The 23,488-nt window shown below is 67.4% G+C and carries 24 protein-coding genes; 13 read left to right on the top strand and 11 right to left on the bottom strand.

The genetic code is table 11. The features are described from left to right. The first annotated feature begins 51 nt into the window (after nt 1-51). Nucleotides 52-798: a bifunctional demethylmenaquinone methyltransferase/2-methoxy-6-polyprenyl-1,4-benzoquinol methylase UbiE gene (ubiE, locus tag FA740_RS01185; RefSeq protein WP_136854949.1), complete on the top strand. Its 747-nt coding sequence runs from the start codon at nt 52-54 to the stop codon at nt 796-798. 4 nt (nt 799-802) lie between these two features. Then, nucleotides 803-2,335: a 2-polyprenylphenol 6-hydroxylase gene (gene ubiB, locus FA740_RS01180; RefSeq protein ID WP_136854948.1), complete on the top strand. Its 1,533-nt coding sequence runs from the start codon at nt 803-805 to the stop codon at nt 2,333-2,335. Between the two features lie 9 nt (nt 2,336-2,344). Here ubiB and FA740_RS01175 read toward each other — a convergent pair whose 3' ends face one another. The 11 genes from FA740_RS01175 to pqqA all read right to left on the bottom strand — a co-directional run bounded on the left by FA740_RS01175 (nt 2,345) and on the right by pqqA (nt 10,679). Continuing rightward, nucleotides 2,345-2,683, bottom strand: a complete 339-nt coding sequence (locus tag FA740_RS01175) for a hypothetical protein (RefSeq protein ID WP_136854947.1) — start codon at nt 2,681-2,683, stop codon at nt 2,345-2,347. Then, on the bottom strand, nt 2,680-3,288 hold the full coding sequence (locus tag FA740_RS01170; RefSeq protein WP_136854946.1) for a hypothetical protein: 609 nt from the start codon (nt 3,286-3,288) through the stop codon (nt 2,680-2,682). Before FA740_RS01170 ends, FA740_RS01175 begins: the two co-directional genes overlap by 4 nt. A gap of 84 nt (nt 3,289-3,372) precedes the next feature. Further along, entirely contained in the window at nt 3,373-4,692 is a 1,320-nt protein-coding gene (locus tag FA740_RS01165; protein WP_136854945.1) for an ATP-binding response regulator, read from the bottom strand. After that, a complete protein-coding gene (locus FA740_RS01160; protein WP_136854944.1) occupies nt 4,682-5,833 on the bottom strand; it encodes an FIST N-terminal domain-containing protein in 1,152 nt (383 codons plus the stop codon). Before FA740_RS01160 ends, FA740_RS01165 begins: the two co-directional genes overlap by 11 nt. Then, on the bottom strand, nt 5,833-6,540 hold the full coding sequence (locus FA740_RS01155; protein WP_136854943.1) for a response regulator transcription factor: 708 nt from the start codon (nt 6,538-6,540) through the stop codon (nt 5,833-5,835). Before FA740_RS01155 ends, FA740_RS01160 begins: the two co-directional genes overlap by 1 nt. 120 nt (nt 6,541-6,660) lie before the next feature. Continuing rightward, a complete protein-coding gene (locus FA740_RS01150) occupies nt 6,661-7,455 on the bottom strand; it encodes a quinoprotein dehydrogenase-associated SoxYZ-like carrier (protein WP_136854942.1) in 795 nt (264 codons plus the stop codon). A gap of 4 nt (nt 7,456-7,459) precedes the next feature. Beyond that, entirely contained in the window at nt 7,460-8,596 is a 1,137-nt protein-coding gene (pqqE, locus tag FA740_RS01145; RefSeq protein WP_136854941.1) for a pyrroloquinoline quinone biosynthesis protein PqqE, read from the bottom strand. Next, complete coding sequence (gene pqqD / locus FA740_RS01140; protein ID WP_136854940.1) at nt 8,593-8,886, bottom strand: pyrroloquinoline quinone biosynthesis peptide chaperone PqqD; 294 nt, start codon at nt 8,884-8,886, stop codon at nt 8,593-8,595. The genes pqqE and pqqD overlap by 4 nt, the downstream gene beginning before the upstream one ends. Next, on the bottom strand, nt 8,883-9,635 hold the full coding sequence (gene pqqC / locus FA740_RS01135) for a pyrroloquinoline-quinone synthase PqqC (protein WP_246053381.1): 753 nt from the start codon (nt 9,633-9,635) through the stop codon (nt 8,883-8,885). The genes pqqD and pqqC overlap by 4 nt, the downstream gene beginning before the upstream one ends. Then, a complete protein-coding gene (gene pqqB, locus FA740_RS01130) occupies nt 9,632-10,513 on the bottom strand; it encodes a pyrroloquinoline quinone biosynthesis protein PqqB (protein WP_136854939.1) in 882 nt (293 codons plus the stop codon). Before pqqB ends, pqqC begins: the two co-directional genes overlap by 4 nt. Before the next feature lie 73 nt (nt 10,514-10,586). Then, nucleotides 10,587-10,679, bottom strand: a complete 93-nt coding sequence (gene pqqA / locus FA740_RS01125; RefSeq protein WP_136854938.1) for a pyrroloquinoline quinone precursor peptide PqqA — start codon at nt 10,677-10,679, stop codon at nt 10,587-10,589. Between the two features lie 147 nt (nt 10,680-10,826). On the opposite strand from pqqA, the gene FA740_RS01120 reads away from it, so the two are divergent. The 11 genes from FA740_RS01120 (at nt 10,827) to argC (ending at nt 23,445) form a co-directional block, all read left to right on the top strand. Beyond that, entirely contained in the window at nt 10,827-11,885 is a 1,059-nt protein-coding gene (locus FA740_RS01120; protein WP_136854937.1) for a quinoprotein relay system zinc metallohydrolase 2, read from the top strand. Between the two features lie 138 nt (nt 11,886-12,023). Continuing rightward, nucleotides 12,024-13,328 carry an ABC transporter substrate-binding protein gene (locus FA740_RS01115; RefSeq protein WP_136855032.1) on the top strand — a complete coding sequence of 435 codons (1,305 nt, stop codon included), beginning with the start codon at nt 12,024-12,026 and terminating at the stop codon, nt 13,326-13,328. A 61-nt stretch (nt 13,329-13,389) separates the two neighbouring features. Further along, nucleotides 13,390-14,385, top strand: coding sequence for a carbohydrate ABC transporter permease (locus FA740_RS01110; RefSeq protein ID WP_136854936.1), 996 nt, complete (start codon nt 13,390-13,392; stop codon nt 14,383-14,385). Next, entirely contained in the window at nt 14,385-15,518 is a 1,134-nt protein-coding gene (locus FA740_RS01105) for a carbohydrate ABC transporter permease (protein ID WP_136854935.1), read from the top strand. Before FA740_RS01110 ends, FA740_RS01105 begins: the two co-directional genes overlap by 1 nt. Continuing rightward, nucleotides 15,515-17,056, top strand: coding sequence for an alpha-amylase family glycosyl hydrolase (locus FA740_RS01100; protein WP_136854934.1), 1,542 nt, complete (start codon nt 15,515-15,517; stop codon nt 17,054-17,056). Before FA740_RS01105 ends, FA740_RS01100 begins: the two co-directional genes overlap by 4 nt. 15 nt (nt 17,057-17,071) lie before the next feature. Further along, a complete protein-coding gene (locus tag FA740_RS01095) occupies nt 17,072-18,295 on the top strand; it encodes an ABC transporter ATP-binding protein (RefSeq protein WP_136854933.1) in 1,224 nt (407 codons plus the stop codon). Nucleotides 18,296-18,380: 85 nt separating this feature from the next. Then, nucleotides 18,381-19,349, top strand: coding sequence for a GAF domain-containing protein (locus tag FA740_RS01090; protein ID WP_246053380.1), 969 nt, complete (start codon nt 18,381-18,383; stop codon nt 19,347-19,349). Nucleotides 19,350-19,466: 117 nt separating this feature from the next. Continuing rightward, on the top strand, nt 19,467-20,993 hold the full coding sequence (gene adh, locus FA740_RS01085) for an aldehyde dehydrogenase (RefSeq protein ID WP_136854932.1): 1,527 nt from the start codon (nt 19,467-19,469) through the stop codon (nt 20,991-20,993). 85 nt (nt 20,994-21,078) lie between these two features. Further along, complete coding sequence (locus tag FA740_RS01080) at nt 21,079-22,134, top strand: DNA topoisomerase IB (RefSeq protein ID WP_136854931.1); 1,056 nt, start codon at nt 21,079-21,081, stop codon at nt 22,132-22,134. After that, nucleotides 22,131-22,460 carry a DUF779 domain-containing protein gene (locus FA740_RS01075; protein ID WP_136854930.1) on the top strand — a complete coding sequence of 110 codons (330 nt, stop codon included), beginning with the start codon at nt 22,131-22,133 and terminating at the stop codon, nt 22,458-22,460. The genes FA740_RS01080 and FA740_RS01075 overlap by 4 nt, the downstream gene beginning before the upstream one ends. Nucleotides 22,461-22,527: 67 nt before the next feature. Next, nucleotides 22,528-23,445 (top strand): N-acetyl-gamma-glutamyl-phosphate reductase, encoded by a 918-nt coding sequence (argC, locus tag FA740_RS01070; RefSeq protein ID WP_136854929.1) that lies wholly within the window; start codon nt 22,528-22,530, stop codon nt 23,443-23,445. The last annotated feature ends 43 nt before the right edge of the window (nt 23,446-23,488 follow it).

Genomic DNA, 23,488 nt, shown 5'->3' with positions numbered 1-23,488 from the left:
GCGCGGCGTGCCGGACCTATCTGGCAATGGACAGGATAAACGGCAAGCGTGATGACGGATAACAGGCAGACCCATTTCGGCTTTCAGACCGTGGACGAGGATCGCAAGGCCGGGATGGTCCACGAGGTCTTCTCCAGCGTCGCGTCCAAGTATGACGTCATGAACGACCTGATGAGCGTGGGCATCCACCGCGTCTGGAAGACCGCGATGATGGACTGGCTGGCGCCGCGCGCGGGTCAGCACCTGCTGGACGTGGCGGGGGGCACGGGCGACGTGGCGTTCCGGTTCCTGGACCGCGCGCCGGACGCGCGCGTCACCGTCTGCGACATGACCGAATCCATGCTGATCGAGGGGCGCAAGCGCGCCGATGCGGTGGACAAGGCCGACCGCCTGGCCTGGGTCACGGGCGATGCGATGGCGCTGCCCTTTTCTGACAACAGCTTTGACCGCTACACGATCAGCTTCGGCATCCGCAACGTGACACGCATCCCCGATGCGCTGGCCGAGGCCTATCGCGTGCTGAAGCCCGGCGGCCGCCTGATGGTGCTGGAGTTCAGCCAGATCCCGGTGCCCGCCATGCAATGGGCCTATGACCGCTACAGCTTCAACGTGATCCCGGCGATGGGCCAGGCGGTGACGGGCGATCGCGACAGCTATCAGTATCTGGTCGAATCGATCCGCAAGTTTCCCGATCAGGACGCCTTTGCCGGTCTGATCCGCGATGCGGGCTTTGGCCGGGTCCAGTGGCGCAACCTGTCCATGGGCATCGCCGCCCTGCATTCCGGCTGGAAGCTGTAGGATCATGCGCGGCCCCCACAACATCTTGCGCCTGATCCGCACAGGCGCCACCTTCGAGCGCACCGGCGCGATGGAGGCCGTGCTGAACGCCGTCGACGCGCCCATGCGCATCCGGCTGGCGGCGCGGGTGCTGGGCTGGCCGTTCCGCTGGCTGGGCTACAAGGGCGATCCGACCCTGCCGCCGATCACGCGGGCGATCACCGCGCTGGGGCCCGCCTATATCAAGTTCGGCCAGATCCTGTCGACGCGCGCCGATGTGGTCGGCCCTGAAATGGCGATGCAGCTGCGCATGCTGCAGGACCGCCTGCCGCCCTTTCCGACCGCCATCGCCAAGAAGGCCATCGAGGATGAGCTGCGCGCCCCGGTCGATCAGCTGTTCAGCGAATTCTCCGAACCCGTCGCCGCCGCCTCGATCGCGCAGGTCCATCGGGCCCGCGTGCGCGAGACGGGCCGCGAGGTCGCGGTCAAGGTCGTCCGCCCCGGCATCGGTGCGGCCTTCAAGCGCGACATCGACGCCTTTCATTTCGGCGCCCGGCTGATCGAATTCCTGTCGCCCGGCACGCGCCGCCTGCGCCCCCGCGACGTGGTCAGCCATTTCGAGAAAACCGTGATGGGCGAACAGGACCTGCGCCTGGAGGCCGCCGCCGCATCCGAATTCGGCGAGAACACCGCCGGCGATCCGGGGTTCCAGATCCCGATGCCCGTGTGGGAGCTGTCGTCGCGCCGCGTTCTGACCGCCGATTGGGCCGAGGGTCTGCCGATGGGCGACCGCGACGCGCTGATCGCGGCGGGTCACGACACGACCGAACTGGCGCGCCGGGTGATCCAGCTGTTCCTGTCGCATGCGCTGCGCGACGGGTTCTTTCACGCCGACATGCATCACGGCAACCTCAAGGTCGCGGCGAACGGCAATGTCATCGCCTATGATTTCGGCATCATGGGCGAGATCGACGAATACACCCGCCGCGTCTATGCCCAGATCCTGTACGGCTTCATCCAGCGCGATTACCGCCTGGTGGCCCGCGTGCATTTCGAGGCCGGATACGTCCCCCGCGACCGCGACGAGGCCGCCTTCGCCCGCGCCCTGCGCGCCGTCGGAGAGCCGATCTTTGGCGCCGATGCCAGCCGCATCAGCATGGGCAACCTGCTGTCTTATCTGTTCGAGGTGACCGAGCGTTTCGGCATGCCGACCCGGACCGAGCTGATCCTGCTGCAGCGCACCATGGTCGTGGTCGAGGGCGTGGCCCGGTCGCTGGACCCGCAGCTGAACATCTGGGACGCGGCCAAGCCGGTCGTGTCGGATTACATCAAGGCCAGCGTCGGTCCCAAGGCCGCGATCAGCGACCTGGCCCATATCGCGCAGACCGTGGGCCGCTATGGCCCGCTGCTGCCGCGCATGATCGAGCAGGCCCTGTGGGAGCGCGCCCACCCCGAAGAGGCGCGGCTGACCCTGATCCAGGCGCGCCATCCGGTGCCTTTGTGGCTGGTCGCGGTGCTGGCGTTGGCGGCGGGCGCGGGGATCGGCCTGTCGCTATAGGGGCGGCGGTCAGAAACAGATGATCTCGGCCTCGGCCTCGGCGCGGCGCAGGGTGGCCACGGTCTCGGTCATCGTCGCCATGCCGCGGAACATGCCCGAGCGTTCGCCCGTGGTCTGGCGCATCCGCAGGATGGTTTCCGCACCGACATAATCGGCATAGGGCAGCACCTCGGCGATGCGGTCGATGGCGCAGGAACAGCGGTCCATCATCTCTCGGGTCTGGCCGTTGGTGGCCATGCAGGCGAATGTGTATTCGACGCGCGCATTGGTCGGATAATCGTTCACCGCCTGCCCCAGGACGGGGCTGGCCAGCACCAGCCCGACCCCCAGGGCGGCCATGCGGATCATTGCAGCACCAGCCGGTTGCGATAGCCGGGGGCGGCGTCGGTTTCGGCGCGCAATTCGCGGATCGGCTGATCGGGCTGGGCCATCACGAAGGTCAGCGTCAGCGACTGGAACCCGTTCATCCGCGCGGCATTGGCATCGGCCGCAAAGGGCTGAAATCGCGCCGTCACGCCGTCATCGGTGGTGGCGATCTCTCCGCCGCGGAACAGCGCCTCCTTCATGCGGTTGCGGATGTAATGCGGGCTGCCGCCGGTCAGCGCGGCCATGTCGCGGGTGGTCTGCTCCAGAAAGAAGGTCAGCACCGGGTCGCCCGAGGAAATCGGGAACGGACCGATCGTGCGGTCGATGGGACCGGCCTTCTGGGTCATCTGCAGGATCGGCTGCTGATCGTTCGGGTCGATGGCCTGCGACAGGGTCAGCGACCCGTCATCGGTCGGGCGAAAGCCCTCGGCGGCGGGGCCTTCGACGGTCATGCGCCATTCCAGCGCCCGGTCGCCCAGATCCCAGGGGCCGCGTTCGGCAAAGACCGCATCCCCCGCCTCGGCGGCGGCGACGGACAGGGGCGCAAGCCCCAGCAACAGGGCAAGTGCGATGGCGCGGGTCTTCATGGTCGTCCTCCCAAACGTGGACACATGATGGGCGGGGCAGGGCGCGCGCGCAAGCCCCGCAGGGCCGCGCATCCCCCCTTGGTCTTAGGCCAGCAGGCGGCCCAGGATCTCGGCCAGCTCGGGCGGGCGGACGGGTTTCTCCAGCAGGTGGATGCCCATGGCCGCACAGCGCCGCGCGATGGCCGGGTCGCGATGGGCGGTGATCATCACCGCGGGCACCGGACGGTCGGCGGCCGCGCGCAACGCCTCGACCGCGGCAAAGCCGGTATCGCCGTTCTCCAGGTGGTAATCGGCCAGGATGACGTCGGGGGGCTCCTCTCCCATCGTGGCCAGCGCCTCGGCGGTGCCGCCGGCGATGCGCGGGACCATCCCCAGGCGGTCGGCCAGGATCATCTGATAGCCGCGCCGCATCTCGGGGTCGTTCTCGATCACCAGGGCCACGCGGCCGCGCAGCACGGGCAGGGGGGCATCCGCCCCCCGCGCGGGTTCTGGCAGCGCCCCGACCAGTGGCAGGCCGACGCGGAACACGGTGCCGCGCATCGGCTCTGAGGTCAGGCTGATCGGGTGGCCCAGCTTGGCACAGGCGCGGCGCACGATGGACAGGCCCAGCCCCATGCCGGGCGCCCCTCCGTCATGGGTCAGGCGCTGGAATTCGTCAAAGACGCGGTTGCGGTCCACCGCCGGGATACCCATCCCGGTGTCATGCACCGACAGCCAGCACAGCGCCCCCTTGCGCCGCGCGCCCACCGCGACCCCGCCCCGCTGCGTGTACTTGATCGCGTTCGAGACCAGGTTCTGCGCGATGCGACGCAGAAAGATCGGGTCGCTGTCCACCACCGCGGTGGTCGGCATGAACCGCAGCCGCAGCCCCTTGGCCTGGGCCATCGGCGCGAATTCGGCGGCCAGGCGGCGGAACAGATCATCCAGGGGCACCGGCTGGCGGTTGAACTCGATCCGCTGGCTGTCCAGCCGCGAGATGTCCAGAACCGCATGCATCAGCTGTTCCACGGATTCGAAGGCGCTGCCCAGCCTGTCGGTCAGCTCTGTCTGGTGCGGGTCCATGGCGGTGTCGGTCAGCGCCGACAGGAACAGCCGCGCCGCAGACAGCGGCTGCAGCAGATCGTGGCTGGCCGCGCGCAGGAACCGCGTTTTCGAACGGTTCGCCTCCTCGGCCAGGGCGCGGGCGACGGCCAGTTCGCGGTTCCTTTGGGACAGGTCGTCCATGGCGCGTTCCAGATCGCGGGTGCGGGCCAGGACCTCCTGTTCCAGCGCGACGGCGCCCTGGAACATCGACCAGGCAGAGCCGCGCGACTCTTCCAGCCGGTCGATCCGGTCGATCAGGACGGCGTTGATGCGGGTCAGCTTTTCGATCTGCCGGGCGGGCGGGTCGTCGTCACGCAGCATCGGGCGGCTCCAGGAAGGCCAGGCCGACAAAGGTCTGGTTCACATGCATGCCGCTGTGCTGTTCGCCATAGGTGTTGAACCCCGCGACGCGGTGGTGGCGATACAGGTCCGACATGCGCCCGGTCAGCCCCGCACGCTCCAGCGCAAGGCGGCGCAGGATGCAGTCAAAGGCCAGCACCATCAGCGGGCGCGCGGGCAGGGCGTCCAGCATGTCGGAAAAGCCCTGGATCAGATCCTCGGACCGGCCCAGGGTCAGCACCGTGCCGATGTCGATCGAGGACAGCAGCGACAGCCCCTCATCATCGGTGGCCGCGCTGATGGCGCGCACGTGATGGCGCCCGCCCATGCGCAGCAGCAGGGGATGACGCGCGAATTCCGTGGGCGTCAGGTCGTCGCGGCGCAGGCCGGTCAGGCGGGCATATTCCTGGGCGGCGGGTTCGGCGTTCAGCTCCAGGATGCGGCGGCGTTCGGGAATGGCGGCGGTCACGACGGCGCGGGTGGGCGTGGGGCTGAAATGGGCAAAGGTGACCTCGTGGATGGTCAGGTCGGTCTGCACCAGCAGAAAGACCGCGACGCCCGACTGCACCACCCCCTGCGCCAGCAGCGAGGTCTGGCGGAAATCCAGCCCATCCCCGGCCGATCCGCCCAGCACTGGCACCGAAGGCAGCGCCGCGTCCAGCGTGGCGACCAGCGCGTCCTCCTGTCCGGCCAGCCCGTCGGTCAGCAGCAGGCCGAACAGCTGGCGCGCGGGGTCGGGGGCGAAATCGCGCATCAGCCTGCGCAGCCGCGCCATCCAGTCCGACACCGGCAGCGCCGCCAGATCGGGCAGTACCAGCGCCGCCGCCCGGAAATGGCGCGCCGGAAAGCCGATGGCCACCACGCTGTCGCTGGCATAGCCCGCAGGCCCGATCTCACCGGCCGAGGAGCAGCCCGCGATCACGCAATCCTGCGGCAGATGCGGGCTCAGCCCCGCATGCAGCGCGCCCAGGGCGTCGCCGGTGGCCCCGAACAGCAGCACCAGCGCGGGATTGGTGCCGCGCAGGCCGTCCAGCAAGGTCGGGACCAGATCGGTCCCGCCGCGGTCGGCCTGCACAGCGACCGGCCCGGATGCGCCCTCCCTCGCAGCCGGGTCGGTGTTCATCAACCGGCCTCGAACAGCCGGATCGAATTGGCCAGCAACACCGCCTGGGTCCGCCTGCGGGCGTTGATCTTGGACATGATCGCGGTGATGTGGGTCTTGACCGTGGCCTCGGCGATGGACAGCTCGTAGCTGATCTCCTTGTTGGCCTTGCCCTTGCAGATCAGCCGCAGGATCTTCATCTGCTGCGGCGTCAGCGACGAGAACCGCCGCGCCAGTTCGGCCTTGGCATCGCCTTCTGCGTTGTCATCGCCCGAGCAATATCCCTCGGGGGTGACATGCTCTCCCTCCCACATGCGGCGCAGGCTGTCGACCAGCGCCTCGCGGGACAGGGACTTGCTGATATAGCCCTGTGCCCCGGCCGCCATCGCGGTCGAGATCATCGCCCCCTCCAGATCGGCCGAGATCATCGTGATCGGCACGCCCGGCAGTTGCCGGCGCAGGGTCACGATGCCCTCTGACCCGCGGGCGTCGGGCAGGTTCAGGTCCAGGATCACCGCATCGGGGGCGCCCTGCACGCGGATCTGCTCGACCGCGGCGGCCAGGCTGCGGGCGGTGCGCACGTTCTTGAGGCCAAAGCTGATCTTGAGCGTCAGGGCCAGGGCATCGCACATCAACGGGTGGTCATCGACGATCAGGATCTCCTTGACCTGATCTGCGGTGGGTCGCGGAGACGACACAGGACGCGCCTGCATGGCGGCTGCTGTCATGGCATTCCTCCCTGAATGTCCGGCGGCACGCTCCTCCTCCAAGGCGCGGCCAGAATTCAAGTGTAAAGAGGACTGCACATAAAGCAAGACTGTTCATGCGACGAAAGTCGGATGGGCCGCTCAGCTTTTGTTAACGCCCGCCACATCCGCCGCAAAGGTCTCGGCCCATTGGTTGCCGTTGGTGTCCTCGACCCGGACATGGATCGGCTGGCCATTGGGATTGTACCGAAAGCGAAAGACCGGGTCCTCGCTGATCGAGATTCCGGCCTCCATCGTGAACAGCAGATCCTCGCCCTGGCGGACATCCAGGCGGTCGATGAAATGCGCGGGAATGCTCAGCAGGGTCAACTGGTCGCGCTGCAGACCTGAAAAGTTCGGGTGGCGGATCATCAGCGTGCCGATGGTCTGGCCCTCCTCGCTGGCGCTGCGCCAGCGCATCTGACCCATCGTTTCGCGGACCGAGGCCATATCCTTGCCCGCCGGGGCCGAACATCCCCCTGCCGCCTTGACGAACCGCCCGGCCATCACCTGCGCCCCGTCATCGCGGGTGCCGATGGCGCGCACGTCGGAATAGCTGTCGACGCGGACGCGGACCTCGAAATCCAGCGGCATCAGCGCATCGCCAAAGGTGTATTCGGCGGCGACGGGGGCGGGATTCTCGTCGATGACCAGAGTCAGGGCGCCGATGGCGAGCGCGTCGGGCGCCTGCGTCAGGCGGATGGGCACGATGGCCGCGTCATGGGCGCGGGTCGGTGCCTCCAGGTCCAGCGCGGCCGCGTCCAGCGGCGGGTCGGTGTCCAGGTCCAGCACCGCGCCGCGCAGGTCCTCCCACGTGGGCGAAGGTTGCAGCGCGTTGTCCTGCGCCAGCGCGGGCCCGGCCAGCAGGGCCGCCGTCAGGGTCAGCCACAGTCTCATTGCCTCATCCTCCCTTGGACATCCTCCGATAGACGAAGTCGGTGGTGGTGGCGGCCGCATCCTCCTCGGCCCGTGCCACGACCCCGGCATGCAGCGGAGATTTCGAACAGACCGGATCGGTCGCCCGCGCGTCGCCCGCCAGCGCCATGGCCTGACAGCGGCAGCCGCCGAAATCGACGGTCTTGCGCTCGCAGCCACGGCAGGGTTCGGGCATCCAGGCGGTCCCGCGAAACGCGTTGAAGCTGTCGGACAGGTGCCAGATCTCGGACAGGGACCGCTCCTGCACGTTCTCGAACCGCATCCAGTCGATGGTCTGGGCGGCGTGGCAGGGCAGGACGGTGCCGTCCGGGCCGACATTCAGCCCGGTCGAACCCCAGCCCCCCATGCAGGCCTTGGGATAGACCGCGTGGTGATCTGCGGGGACATAGTCGATGACCATCCGACCGCGCAGCCGGATGCGCCCGGCATTCACCACCTGGCGCGCGAATTCCGCCTGTTCGCGCGTGGGCATCAGCGCGCCGCGGTTGCGGTCGGCCCATCCGTGGAACTGTACGGTGGCCACCTCGATCCGCCGCGCGCCGAGGCGTTCGGCCAGGTCGATCATGTCGGGCAGGCGCTCCATGTTCTGGCGATGGACGACCGCGTTGATGGTCAGCGGAAAGCCGATCTCGGTGACCCAATCGCTGAAGGCCATCTTCTTGTCCCAGGACCCCGGATGGCCGCTGATGCGGTCGGCCATGTCGGGCCGGATGCCCTGAAGCGACAGCTGAACATGGTCCACGCCCGCGCGGTCCAGCTCGATCAGGCGGTCGCGGGTGATGCCGATGCCCGAGGTGATCAGGTTCACATACAGGCCCGCGTCGCGCGCATGGCCCACGATCTGCGCCAGATCCTTGCGCGCGCCGGGTTCCCCGCCCGAGATATGGACCTGCAGCACGCCCAGATCGGCGGCCTGCCGGAACACGCGGCCCCAGTCATTGGCGCTGATCTCCTTGGACGCGCGGACCAGATCGACCGGGTTGGAACAGTAAGGGCAGGCCAGCGGACAGCGATGCGTGACCTCGGCCAGCATCGCCATGGGCAGGCCGGGGGTGACGGGGTTGCCGTCCAGATCGCGGGGCTGGGCTTGCTGATCCTTCATGCGGCATCCTTCAGGAACACCATGCGGCGTTCGATCAGCCCGGTCAGGAAATCGCGCACATCGCCCGCGATCTGATCGACCGGCGCGTTATAGCGCGCGGCCAGGTCCCGGACGATCTGATCCAGGCTGCGCGCGCCGTCCAGTTCGGACAGGATCGCTTCTCCGATCTGGTCCAGCTGCAGGGCGCGTTCGGGGGCCTGCAGCACGCGGATGCCGCGCACCCGGTCGCCTTGCAGGCGCACGCCACGGGGCAGATAGGGGATGTCATGCGCCTGGATCAGGGTGCTCATCGCGCCATCCCCTCTCCGGGTTGCCAGGCGCCGGGGGGCGTGCGCCCCTCGACATAGCCGTTCCACAGCGCGTCCAGCTGCGCCCACAGCACGTCGGTCTTGAAGGTCAGGGCGGCGGCGGCGGCGTCCTGCTTTTCCAGCGTGTCGGCATGGGTCAGCACATAGTCCAAGCCGAACTTGACGTCCTCGGGCGCCTCGGTCAGGCGTTTCCTGAAATAGGACAGGCTGCTGTCATCGGCGAAATCATAGTGCTGCAACAGCCCCTCGATCCGCTGGGCGTGGATGCGGGGCGCGAACAGCTCGGTCAGGCTGGCGGCGACCGCGTCCAGCAACGGCATGTCGCGCACAAAGCGGACATAGGCGTCCACCGCGAACCGCGTCGCGGGCATGATGCCCACGCCCGATGCGACATAGTCGGGGTCCAGCCCCACGGCCTGCGCCAGGGCCAGCCAGCGGCGGATGCCGCCGCCCTCGGTCGCGCCGCCGTCGTGATCCTCGATCCGCTTGCGCCAGGCGCGGCGCAGGTCGGGGTCCTCGACGCGGCTCATGAAGGCGGCGTCCTTCATCGGGATGCGCGACTGATACATCCAGCGGTTGATGACCCAGGCCCGCACCTCATCCGGGGTGCAGTCGCCGCCATGCAGGCGGGCGTGGAACGGGTGTCGGTCGTGATAGCGCGCGGCCCCGATGGCGCGCAGCCGCGCCTCGAAATCCTCACGCGATTGAGGGGGCGCCTGGATGTCCTTCACAGCGTGATCTCCATTCCGTCGCGGGCGACCTGCCAACCCTGGGCAGTGGCCTGGGCCACCTGGGGGCTGGAGGGGTCGCAGAGCGGGTTCGAGTTGTTCATATGCACCAGGATGCGCTGGCCCAAGCTCACCCCGGCCAGCGCGGGGATCGTGTCGGTCACCGCCATGTGGCCCATGCGACGGCCGGTCTTGCGGCCCAGGCCCATGCGGATCATCTCGTCATCATCCCACAGGGTGCCGTCAAAGAACAGCGCATCGGCCCCCGCGATCCGGTCGCGCAGCCAATCGGGCATGTCCGCGCAGCCGGGGATGTAGAAGGCGCGCCGGTCCGCACTGCGCAGTTCCACCCCCACGGTGGTCTCTCCGACCAGGCCGGTCTCGACCACCGCGCCTTCCTGATACAGGGGCACCTTGCCCGGCACCGCGAACAGGGTCGCGGTCAGGCCGGGGGTCAGCGGAATGGTCTGGTCCAGCACCACGACCCGGCGCGGCACGAAATCGGGGTTCACCGCCGCCATCATCGGGTTCGCGGCCAGCGCATCGTGAATAGTCTGCGTCGCGAACAGATCGAAGGGTTGGCTTTCGCGCAGGGTCAGCAGCCCCGCGACATGGTCGATATCGCCATTCGTCACCAGCACGGACCGGAGTGGCATGTCGCGCGGGCCCGTCGGATGCAGCGCGGGCGTCGCCGCCAGCTGCGCGCGGATATCGGGCGAGGCATTCAGGATCGCCCAGTCCCGCCCATCGGCGCTGACCGCGACCGAGCTTTGCGTCAGCGACGGAATACGCCCTGCGCGGGCCGCATCGCAATTGCCGCAGCCGCAGTTCCATTGCGGCAGGCCGCCGCCGGCTGCCGCCCCCAGGATGATGATCCGCATCGGGTTCCGCCTTATGATGAGGCCCCGACCGAACGAATCGGACGGGGCCGCAATTCTGCCTGACAGGTCAGGCTCAGAACAGGACGGGCTCGTCCTCGGCGGGTGCGTACATGTTGATTTCCATGCCGCAAGCAATCTCGATCAGGGTCGGTTTGGTCCAGGCCATGTTGTGCTCCTCCTACATGCCGATGATGCCGCTACAGAAGGCGACTGGATTCAAATCTAGTATGGGGGCAGGATGAATCAACACGACAAAGGTCGTAGCCATGTGACCATTTCGTGATCATGACGATAAAAAAGGGCCTCTGACCCGATGTTTCACGTAATTCTGGGCGTCTGTCTGGCCCTGTCGCCCGATCAGTGCGGCACGATCCTGCTGCCCCGTGGTGATTCGCCGACCCAGCAGGCGTGCCGCGCGGGCGCCGACCGGCTGGCGGCGGACTGGCTGGAGGACCGGCCCGATCTGGTGGGCGGCGCGATCGCGTGCCGCGCGAATGCCGATCTGCCCGCCGCCGCCCTGCAGGAGATCGCGCCCGGCATCCACGTCCATTTCGGCACCAGCCAGCAGATGGAGGAGACCCCCGACGGCCGCATTGCCAATCTGGGCGTGATCGTCGGCCGCGACGGCGTCGCGGTGATCGACGCGGGCGTCTCGCGGGCCGAGGGGCAGGCCCTGCATGTCGCCATCCGGCGGCTGACCGACCGGCCCGTCACGCATCTGATCCTGACCCACATGCACCCCGATCACGTGCTGGGCGCGCAGGTCATGGTCGAGGCGGGCGCCACCGTCACCGCCCATCACGCGCTGCCGCAGGCGCTGCAGATGCGGGCGGACAGCTATCTGGACCTGATCGCGCGGCTGTATCCCCCCGCCGAATGGATCGGCACGCAGGTGGTGATGCCCGACAGCCTGGTTCAGGACCGCGCCACGATCGATCTGGGCGACCGGCGGCTGCAGCTGCGCGCCTGGCCCCCGGCGCATACCGACAGCGACCTGACGGTCCTGGACGAGGCGACCGGCACGCTGTTCACGGGCGACCTGCTGTTTCGCGACCTGACGCCGGTGGTGGACGGGTCGCTGCGCGGCTGGCTGGCCTGGATGGACAGCGACCCTGCCGCCGGGGCAAGGTTGATCGTGCCCGGTCATGGCCCGGTCAGCGAATCATGGGCACCCGCCGCGGCCCCCCAGCAGACGTTTTTGAAAGCGCTTGCAGACCGCACAAGACAGGCGATCGGCGACGGGCTGGCCCTGTCGGCCGCCGTGCCAGTCATTGCCAATGCCCTGCAGCCCTTGCAGAATTCATGGAATTCCTACCCCGAGACCGTGGCGCGCAACGCGACCGCCGCCTACAAGGAACTGGAGTGGGAATGAGAAGCGTTTGACAGATTCGCCAGAACTGGCAAATGTTCGCGTTAACAACCGGGCGACGAGGGCCCGGAGACGTTCAGGGAGGACGACTTGAAAACCGTATTCTATACGACCGCCGCCATCATCGCGCTGAGCGCGGGCATGGCGCAGGCGCAGCTGGTGATCGAACCGGGCAGCGACGACCGCATCAACTGGGCCAGCCTGGAGGAATTCGCGGCCGCCCATCCCGACCTGGAGGGCCAGAGCTTTGACATGCTGGGCCCCTGGCTGGGCGGCGACCAGGAGCTGTTCCAGTCGGTCATCGCCTATTTCAACGAGGTGACCGGCGCGCGGGCGAACTATTCCGGATCGGACAGCTTCGAGCAGCAGATCGTCATCGACAGCGAGGCCGGATCGCCCCCCGACATGGCGGTGTTCCCGCAGCCGGGCCTGGCCTCCGACCTGGCGGCGCGCGGGTTCCTGCGGCCCTTGGGCCAGGAGACCGCCGACTGGCTGGTCGAGAATTACGCCGCCGGCGAAAGCTGGGCCGCGCTTGGCACCTATGCGGGCCAGGACGGGACCGAAGAGCTGTTCGCCTTCCCGTACAAGGCGGACGTCAAGTCGCTGGTCTGGTACGTCCCCGAGAACCTCGAGGATGCAGGCTATGCCGTGCCCGAGACCTATGAGGACCTCAAGGCGCTGACGGAGCAGATCGCCGCCGACGGCGAGACGCCCTGGTGCATCGGCCTGGGATCGGGCGGCGCTACCGGCTGGCCCGCGACCGACTGGGTCGAGGACCTGATGCTGCGCACCGCCACGCCCGAGGATTACGACGCCTGGACCACGAACGGCATGCCCTTCAACGACCCCAAGGTCGTGGCCGCGATCGAGGAATTCGGCTGGTTTGCCAAGAACCCCGATTTCGTCGCGGGCGGCGTGGGTTCGGTCAGCGCGACCGATTTCCGCGAAAGCCCCGCAGGCCTGTTCGCCAGCCCGCCCGCCTGCTACCTGCACCGTCAGGCCAGCTTCATCACGACCTTCTTCCCGGAAGGCACGGTCGTGGGCGAGGATGCCGACTTCTTCTACATGCCCGCCCCCGCATCGGGTGATCTGGGCCAGCCCGTGCTGGGCGGCGGCACCATGTTCGCGGTGCTGTCCGACAACCCCGCCGCCATGGCCTTTGTCGAATTCCTGAAAACCCCCGCCGCGCACGAGATCTGGATGGCGCAGCAGGGCTTTGTGACCCCCTATACGGGCGCCAATGTCGAGGCCTATGACGACCCGACTGTCCGCCGCATGGGAGAGATCCTGCTGGATGCCACGGTGTTCCGCTTTGACGGGTCGGACCTGATGCCCGGCGCCATCGGCGCGGGTGCCTTCTGGACCGGGATGATCGATTTCGTCGGCGGCGCCTCGGCGCAGGACGTGGCCGATCGCATCCAGGCGACCTGGGCGTCGCTGAACTGACGACCGACCGGCGCGGCGGCCCCGGCTGCCGCGCCCATTCTTCAGGGGGAGGAGATCAGGGATGGAATTGCTGTGGTTGGCGGTCAGCACGATCGCGATCGGCGTGTTCGGCTGCGTGGCCTGGTTCTGGGGGTCGAACTGGCTGCTGGACCGGATCTTTCCGCCGCGCGGCGGCAAGGCGGGCGACAACATCCGCCGCGCGAACCAGATCCGGCCCTGGCTGTTTCTGGGCCCGGCGATCCTGTTTCTGGGAACCTACCTGGTCTATCCGGTGCTGGACAGCTTCTGGCGGTCGCTGTTCAACGCGAACGGCACGCGCTTCGTGGGCGCGGACAATTATGTCTGGCTGGTGAACGACGCCAAGTTCCGCGAATCGATGGTCAACAACATGATGTGGCTGCTGGTCGTCCCGGCCTTGTCCACGGTGTTCGGCCTGATCGCGGCGCAGCTGACCGACCGGCTGAAATGGGGCAATATCGGCAAGTCGCTGATCTTCATGCCCATGGCCATCAGCTTTGTCGGCGCGGGCGTCATCTGGAAATTCATCTATGAATACCGGGCCTCTGGCGAAACCCAGATCGGCCTTCTGAACTGGATCGTGACCCAGTTGGGCGGAGAACCGCAGATCTGGCTGACCCTGCCGGTGTGGAACAACCTTCTGCTGATGATCGTGCTGGTCTGGATCCAGACCGGGTTTGCGATGGTCATCCTGTCCGCCGCCCTGCGCGGCATCCCCGAGGAGACGATCGAGGCCGCGATCCTGGACGGCGCATCGCCGCTGCAGGTGTTCTTCAAGATCAAGGTGCCGCAGATCATGGGCACCATCGCGGTCGTCTGGACCACCATCACCATCGTCGTGCTGAAGGTGTTCGACATCGTCTTTGTCATGACCAACGGGCAATGGGGCACGCAGGTGCTGGCCAACCTGATGTATGACTGGATGTTCCGCGGCACGCCTGATTACGGGCGCGGATCGGCCATCGCCATCGTCCTGATGATCCTGGTCACCCCGATCATGGTCTGGAACATCTACAACGCCCGCAAGGAGGTCCGCTGATGGAGGGGATGGCCGGACAGAAATCGTCGCTGGCATGGGCGGTCAACATTTCTGCCTTTCTGCTGGTGCTGTTGTGGACGATCCCGACCCTGGGGCTGTTCGTGTCGTCGTTCCGCGACCGCGACCAGATCTCGACCTCGGGGTGGTGGCAGTCGTTCTCGGGGTCCGAGCAGACGGGCTTCGTGCGCTCGGGCGTGGCGGGCGACCAGATCCAGCAGGACGGGCTTTACGTGATCGAGGGCAGCGCGGTCCAAGGCACACAGGCGCTGAAGGCTTGGGGCACCGGCGCGCGCAACCCGGCGGAATATCAGCCGGGCGACACCGCCGATCTGGGGGACGGCATCAGCCTGACCGTGGCCGAGGACGGCGCCTATCGCCTGACCTCGGCCCAGCCCTTCGAGATCACGCGCGGAGAGCGGATTTTCACCACCACCGTGAGCCCGCCCAGCTTCACCACCGAAAACTACAACCGCGTGCTGACCGCGGGCGGCCTGGGGCGGGCCTTCATGAACACCATGACGGTGACCATCCCCGCGACCGTGATCCCGATCCTGATCGCGGCCTTCGCCGCCTATGCGCTTGCCTGGATGCAGTTTCCCGGCCGCGCATTGTTGACCGCCTGCGTGGTGGGCCTCTTGGTCGTGCCGCTGCAGGTGGCGCTGATCCCGCTGCTGCGGCTGCATAACGAGCTGGGCATCGGCAAGGGATACCTGGGCATCTGGCTGGCCCATACCGGGTTCGGGCTGCCATTGGCGGTCTATCTGCTGCGCAACTACATGGTCGGCCTGCCGCGCGAGGTCATCGAGAGTGCGCGCGTCGACGGCGCGACCGAATTCCAGATCTTTCGCCGGATCATCCTGCCGCTGTCCTTCCCGGCGCTGGCCAGCTTTGCGATCTTCCAGTTCCTGTGGGTCTGGAACGACCTGCTGGTGGCCACCGTGTTTCTGGGCAATACGCGCGAACAGCTGGTCATGACCGGCCTGCTGCGCGAGCTGATGGGATCGCGCGGAGGTGAATGGGAGATCCTTGCAACCTCCGCCTTTATCTCGATAGCGGTGCCGCTGCTGGTCTTCTTTGCCATGCAGAAATACCTGGTCCGCGGATTGCTGGCCGGGTCCGTGAAAGGTGGATGATCTTGACTGAACAGACGACGGATTGGTGGAAGGGCGGGATCATCTATCAGATCTACCCGCGCAGCTTTCAGGACACGACCGGCAGCGGCACGGGCGATCTGGGCGGCATCGCCCAACGCCTGCCCTATGTCGCGTCCTTGGGCGTGGATGCGGTCTGGGTCTCTCCGTTCTTCACCTCGCCGATGAAGGATTTCGGCTACGACGTCAGCGATTACACCGGCATCGACCCGATCTTCGGCACGATGGAGGATTTCGACTGGCTGGTGCAAAGCGCGCATGAGCTGGGGCTGAAGGTCATGATCGACCTGGTGATGTCGCATACCTCGGACCAGCACCCCTGGTTCAAGGAAAGCCGCGCGAACCGCGACAACCCGAAATCGGACTGGTATGTCTGGTCGGACCCGCGCCCCGACGGCACGCCGCCCAACAACTGGCTGTCGATCTTTGGCGGCAGCGCCTGGCAGTGGGATGCCCGGCGCGAACAGTATTACCTGCACAACTTCCTGTCGTCGCAGCCGGACCTGAACTTTCACAACCCCGCCGTCCAGGACGCCCTGATCGAGATGGCGCGGTTCTGGCTGGACAGGGGCGTGGACGGATTCCGCCTGGACACGATCAACTTCTATTTCCACGACGCCCAGCTGCGCGACAACCCGCCTTTGGCGCCCGAACTGCGCAAGTCCGACACGGCGCCCGCCGTGAACCCCTACAACCACCAGAGCCACCGGTTCAGCAAGTCCCAGCCCGAGAACCTTGCCTTTCTGGAACGCTTCAACCAGGCGCTGGTCCCCTATGGCGCCGCCGTCGTCGGAGAGATCGGCGACAGCGAGCGCGCGCTGGAGCTGTTGGAGGAATATACCGGCGTGCCGGGCCGGGTGCAGATGTCCTATGTCTTCGACTTTCTGTCCGGCGACGACCTGCCCGCCGCGCGCGTGGTCGAGGTGTTCGACAAGCTGCACGAGATCGCGCCCAATGCCTGGCCCTGCTGGGCCATGTCGAACCATGACGTGGTGCGCCATTCGACGCGCTGGAACCTGTCGGACCAGGCGGCCAAGGCCTATGCCACCGTGCTTTTGTGCCTGCGCGGGTCGGTGTGCCTCTATCAGGGAGAGGAGCTGGGCCTGCCCGAGGCCGAGCTGCGCTTTGAGGATCTGCGCGATCCTTACGGCATCGAATTCTGGCCCGAATTCAAGGGCCGCGACGGCTGCCGGACGCCGATGGTCTGGGACATGGGCGTGAATGGCGGGTTCTCGACCAGCCAGCCCTGGCTGCCCGTGCCGCATACGCATCTGCAGCGCACCGTCGTCAGCCAGGAGGCCGACGCCCAGTCCATGCTGCACCATTACCGATGGGCCGTGGGCCTGCGCCGCAAGCACAGCGCGCTGCGCTGTGGCAACATGACCGAAATCAAGGCCGAGGGACCGGTGCTGTCCTTCCGCCGCCGTGACGACAAGCAGACCCTGCTGATCCGCGCGAACCTGTCCGATGACGAGACGGGCGGGCTGATGCCGTGGCAGGTCCAGATCATCGAAGGGTAGGGGGAGAACACCGCAATGGCCGAGTTGAAACTGAGGGACGTCGCCAAGGCCTATGGCGATGTCCAGGTGCTGCGCGACATCAACCTGGACATCCGCTCGGGCGAGTTCATCGTCTTCGTCGGCCCTTCGGGCTGCGGGAAATCGACGCTGCTGCGGATGATCGCGGGGTTGGAGCAGATCACCGCCGGCGAATTGCAGATCGCGGGCCAGGTGGTCAACGACATCCCGCCCAGCCAGCGCGGCATCGCGATGGTGTTCCAGTCCTATGCGCTGTACCCGCATATGACGGTGCGCGACAACATGGCCTTTGCGCTGAAGATCGCGGGCCAGAGCAAGGACCAGATCAAGGCCGCAACTGACCGCGCGGGCAAGATGCTGCAGCTGACGCCCTATCTGGACCGCCTGCCCAAGGCCCTGTCGGGCGGCCAGCGCCAGCGCGTGGCCATCGGGCGCGCCATCGTGCGCGACCCGCAGGTCTATCTGTTCGACGAACCGCTGTCGAACCTGGACGCCGCTTTGCGCGTCGCCACCCGGATCGAGATCGCGCAGCTCAAGGCGTCGATGCCCGACCGCACGATGATCTATGTCACCCATGACCAGACCGAGGCGATGACCCTGGCCGACCGCATCGTGGTGCTGGCGGGCGGCGGCATCGCCCAGGTCGGCGCCCCGCTGGAGCTGTATCAGCGGCCCGTCAACGAATTCGTGGCGCAGTTCATCGGCAGCCCGGCGATGAACCTGCTGCCCGGCCGCATCAAGTCGGTCGGCGCCACGACCGTCGTGGCGCTGGACGGCGGTCTGGAGGCCGAGGTGGCCATCCCGACCCGTGCCGGCGACGAGGGCATGGCCGTCAATCTGGGCGTCCGCCCCGAGGACATGCGCGAGACCGAGGGCACCCCGGTCTTTGAGGATGTGGTCGACCTGACCGAGGCTCTGGGCGAGGTCACGCTGCTCTATTTCGGGACCGGGGCCGAGACCGCGCCCATCACCGCCAAGCTGCCGGGCATTCACCCCGACCTCAAGGGGCGGCGCGTGCGCCTGACCGCCGACCCGCAGGCGCTGCACCTGTTCCACAAGGGACAGTCGCTGCTGTATCGCGACGGGGCCGACAGCCTGCCGCCCTATCAGCCGCGCATGACCGCGCCTTCGGGCAGCATGGGCGGCACGCCAGCGGCGCCCGACCAGGGCAATGACCGTATCGAGGAAGGCCTGATCAAGCCGCAGGGCCCCGTGCGCTAGGCCTGCCCGCGGGGTGCGACCAAAGTCGCAGATCGCACCCCGCAAACCGTGCTATAGTCACCGCATCGGGGGGAGGAAGACCACGATGCACCGCAATCACGCCGACCGTGTGGCCGCGCAATCGCAATCGCGCAGCGCCACCTCTGCGCTGGCCGCGTCCTGGCGGCGGTCCATGCTGAAGCACGGGCTGGACCCCGCAGACCGCCGCCGCCCCGACCGCCTGTCCGACCGAGAGCTGGCCGACCGCCATCAGGCGATGCAGGGTTTTCTGACCGTCGCCGGGCCGCAGCTGGATCAGCTGTACAACCTGGTCGGCCTGTCGGGCTGCAACGTGCTGTTGACGGATGCGCATGGCATCGTGCTGGACCAGCGGGTTTCGGACGGCGACGCCCAGCAGTTTCGCGACTGGGGCCTGTGGCAGGGCGCCGACTGGTCCGAGGCCGCGCAGGGCACCAACGGCATCGGCACCTGCCTGGCCGAGGGGCGCGCCCTGACCATCCATCGCGACGAACATTTCCACACCCGCAACACCGCCATGTCCTGCATGGACGCGCCGATCTGGGGGCCCGACGGGCGGCTGCTGGCGGCGCTGGATGTCAGTTCGGCGCGCGCGGACCAGACCGAACGCTATAACCGGCTGATCTCGGCGCAAGTGGCCTCGACCGCGCGCGCGATCGAGGCGGTGTTCTTCCGCTCCAGCTTTCCGGGGGCGCGGATCGTGGTGGCCTCGGACGACCCGTCGGAACAGGCCATGCTGCTGGCGGTGGATCGCGACGATCTGGCCATCGGCGCCACCCGCGCCGCCCGCCGCGCCCTGGGGCTGGAGCGCGAGGGCGCGATCCGCCCCCGCCCCGCCGCCGACCTGCTGGGCCGCCAGGACGACCTGCACGGTTTCGACCGGGGCGAACGCGCCGCCGTCATTCGCGCCCTGGCGCGTGCCGAGGGCAACGTGTCCCAGGCCGCCCGCGCCTTGGGGATCGGCCGCGCGACGCTGTATCGGCGCATGGCGCGGTTGGGAATCGGCGACGAACCGGCACGACTGTCTCACGATTGAGACATCTTCTGCGCTGCGGCGTGGATGGGCTGTTGCCCCGAATCGGCCCTTGCGGGACCGTGATGCCATACCCGGACCGGGAGATCCGGGGTCTGACATCCTGAGGAGGAGGAACCGATGCCGAACGACCAGACGCATGAATTCAAGGGCGTGGGCGTGATGCCCTTTGCCCGCCGCTATGACAACTTCATCGGCGGGGAATGGGTCGCGCCCAAGGCGGGCCGCTATTTCACCAACACCACCCCTATCACCGGTGCCGAGATCGGCGAGATTGCCCGGTCGAACGCCGATGACATCGAGGCCGCGCTGGACGCCGCCCACAAGGCCAAGGGGGCCTGGGGCCGCACTTCGACCACCGACCGCTCGAACGCGCTTCTGAAGATCGCGGACCGCATGGAGGCCAATCTGGATCTGCTGGCCACGGCCGAGACCTGGGACAACGGCAAGCCCATCCGCGAGACGATGGCCGCCGACCTGCCGCTGGCCATCGACCATTTCCGCTATTTCGCGGGCGTGCTGCGCGCGCAGGAGGGCGGCATCAGCGAGATCGACGACGACACCATCGCCTATCACTTCCACGAGCCTCTGGGCGTCGTGGGCCAGATCATCCCGTGGAACTTTCCGCTGCTGATGGCCTGCTGGAAGCTGGCCCCCGCGCTGGCCGCCGGCAATTGCGTGGTGCTGAAACCGGCCGAGCAGACCCCCGCCACGATCATGGTCTGGGCCGAGCTGATCGCCGACATCCTGCCGCCGGGCGTGCTGAACATCGTCAACGGCTTCGGCCTGGAGGCCGGCAAGCCGCTGGCCAGCAATCCGCGCATCTCCAAGATCGCCTTCACCGGCGAGACCACCACCGGTCGCCTGATCATGCAGTATGCGTCCGAGAACCTGATCCCGGTCACGCTGGAGCTGGGCGGCAAGTCGCCCAACATCTTCATGGAGGATGTCTGCCGCGAGGATGACGATTTCTTCGACAAGGCGATCGAGGGTTTCGTGATGTTCGCGCTGAACCAGGGCGAGGTCTGCACCTGCCCGTCGCGCGCCCTGATCCATGAGCGGATCTATGACCAGTTCATGGAAAAGGCCCTGAAGCGCGTCGAGGCCATCGTGCAGGGCGACCCGCGCGACAGCGCCACGATGATCGGCGCGCAGGCCAGCAGTGAGCAGAAGGAGAAGATCCTCAGCTACTTCGACATCGGCCGCAAGGAAGGCGCCGAAGTGCTGATCGGCGGCGAGGCCGCGGACCACGGCGGAGAGCTGTCGGGCGGCTATTACATCAAGCCGACGGTCTTCAAGGGCCACAACAAGATGCGCGTCTTCCAGGAGGAGATCTTTGGCCCCGTCGTGTCCGTGACCACCTTCAAGGACCAGGACGAGGCGCTGTCGATCGCCAATGACACGCTGTATGGGCTGGGCGCGGGCCTGTGGTCGCGCGATGCGAACACCTGCTATCGCTTTGGCCGCGCGATCCAGGCGGGCCGGGTCTGGACCAACTGCTATCACGCCTATCCGGCCCATGCGGCTTTCGGCGGCTACAAGCAGTCGGGCATCGGGCGCGAAAACCACCGCATGATGCTGGACCATTATCAGCAGACCAAGAACATGCTGGTCAGCTACAGCCCCAAGAAGCTGGGCTTTTTCTGATGCCATCGCGGGCGGCCCGTCGGGCCGTCCGCAACCCCGACCGATCCCGTGGCGTTGGGGCACAAGGCCAGCAACGGACGCGCCCATGCCCAAGGACAGCATCATCGACCCAGAGGACGCCGCATTGTCGGCGGGCCTGACCTATGTCAACGACGACATGCCGGGCATCACCCGGCGGCGCGCGGGCAAGGGGTTCTCCTACAAGGACGCGCAGGGGCGCACGATCACCGACCGCGCCGAACGCAAGCGGCTGGCCGCGTTGGCCATCCCGCCCGCCTATGACGATGTCTGGATCTGCCCCGATCCGCGCGGCCATATCCTGGCCACCGGGCGCGACGCCAAGGGACGCAAGCAATACCGCTATCACCCCGATTTCCGCTCCCTGCGCGACAGCAGCAAATACGACCGCATGCTGGATTTCGCGCGGGTGCTGCCCGACCTGCGGGGGCGGGTCGATGCCGACATGGCGCGGCGCGGCCTGCCTGCCGAAAAGGTGCTGGCGACCATCGTGTTCCTGTTGGAGAACACCATGATCCGGGTCGGCAACACCCGCTATGCGCGCGAGAACAAGTCCCACGGCCTGACCACCCTGCGCATGCGCCATGTCGCGCTGGAGGGAAACCAGGTGCGGTTCCGCTTCAAGGGCAAGTCGGGCAAGGAATGGGATCTGGGCCTGCGCGACCGCCGCGTGGCGCGCATCATCCGCGCCGTGCAGGACATTCCGGGCCAGCATCTGTTCCAGTATCTGGACGAGGACGGCACCCGCCATCGCGTCACCTCGACCGAGGTGAACGACTATCTGCGCGCGGTCACGGGCCGCCAGATCACCGCCAAGGATTTCCGGACCTGGACCGGCACCGTCCTGGCCGCCCTGGCGCTGTCCGAATATGAGAAGGCCGACAGCGAGGCCGCCGCCAAACGCAACGTGCGCGACGCGATCGAGGCTGTGGCCGCGCGCCTTGGCAACACGCCCACCATCTGCCGGCAATGCTATGTGCATCCCCAGATCATCGCCGCCTATCTGGCGGACGACCTGACGTTGGATCTGCGCGACCGGATCGACGACACCCTGACCACCGCCGCCCTGCGCCCCGAGGAGGAGCAGGTCCTGCGGTTTCTCAAGAAAAGGCTGAAGACATGAGCACCGTCACCGCCACCCCCGCCGCCCTGCAGCTGATCGAGGAGATCGTGGCCGATCACGGCCCGGTCCTGTTCCACCAATCGGGGGGCTGCTGCGACGGGTCCTCGCCCATGTGCTATCCGCAGGGCGATTTCCGCGTGGGAGAGCGGGACGTCAAGCTGGGAGAGATCGGCGGTGCGCCCTTCTACATCTCGGCCAGCCAGGCCGAGGCCTGGGCGCATACCGACCTGATCATCGACGTGGTGGCCGGGCGCGGCGGCATGTTCAGCCTGGACAACGGTCGCGAGAAACGCTTCCTGACCCGGTCCGAGATCTGCAGCATCTGACGCTGCGGCGTTGTGACCCCTGCGGCGATCCGCTAAAAGGGCGCGACACCCGCGAAAGGCTGACACCATGACCCACAGCGTCTTCATCGATGGCGAGGCCGGCACGACCGGCCTGCAGATCCGCGACCGCCTGCTGGGACGCGACGACATCCGCCTGGTTCAGCTGGACCCCGCCCACCGCAAGGACCCCGCCGCGCGGGCCGCCTGTTTCGCGCAGGCCGATGTCGCCATCCTGTGCCTGCCCGACGATGCCGCGCGCGAGGCCGTGGCCCTCACCGCCGAGATGGACGTGCGTCTGATCGATGCCTCGACCGCCTATCGGATCGACCCGGCCTGGGTCTTCGGCTTTCCCGAACTGGCCCCCGAAATGCGCGAGATGATCGCCGCCGCGCGCCATGTCAGCAACCCCGGCTGCTATTCCACCGGGGCCATCGCCATCGTGGCGCCCCTGGTCGCCGCTGGCCTGATCCAGGAATCCGAGGCGCTGTCGATCAACGCGGTCAGCGGCTATACCGGCGGCGGCAAGGCGCTGATCGCGGAATATGACGCGGGCACGGCGCCCGCGCATTTCGTCTATGGTCTGAACCAGCGCCACAAGCACATCCCCGAAATCATGACCCATGGCGGTCTGCTGCTGCAGCCGGTCTTTGCGCCCGCGGTCGGCAATTTCGCCCAAGGGATGGCGGTGCAATTGCCGCTGCACCTGGACGACGACCGCCATGTCGCCGCCCTGCATCAGGCGCTGGCGGATCACTATGCCGCCGAACCCTTCGTCCAGGTGGTGCCCGCCGATCAGATCGGCGCGCGGATCGACCCGACGGCCATGAACGGCACCAACGTCCTGCGCATCAGCGTGCATGGTGATGACGAGGCGGGCTGCGCTACCATCGTCGCGGTGTTGGACAATCTGGGCAAGGGCGCGTCGGGGGCGGCGGTGCAGAACCTGAACATCATGTTGGGCCTGCCCGAGGATGCGGGCCTCTAGACCCCGCCCGAAAATTGACGACAGCTGCGTATAGGCTTTGACG

Origin of the sequence: Paracoccus hibiscisoli, assembly GCF_005048265.1 — a bacterium.
Lineage (GTDB): Bacteria > Pseudomonadota > Alphaproteobacteria > Rhodobacterales > Rhodobacteraceae > Paracoccus > Paracoccus hibiscisoli.
The sequence above is the reverse complement of the archived record's forward strand: the minus strand, read 5'-3'. Positions and strand labels throughout refer to the sequence as shown.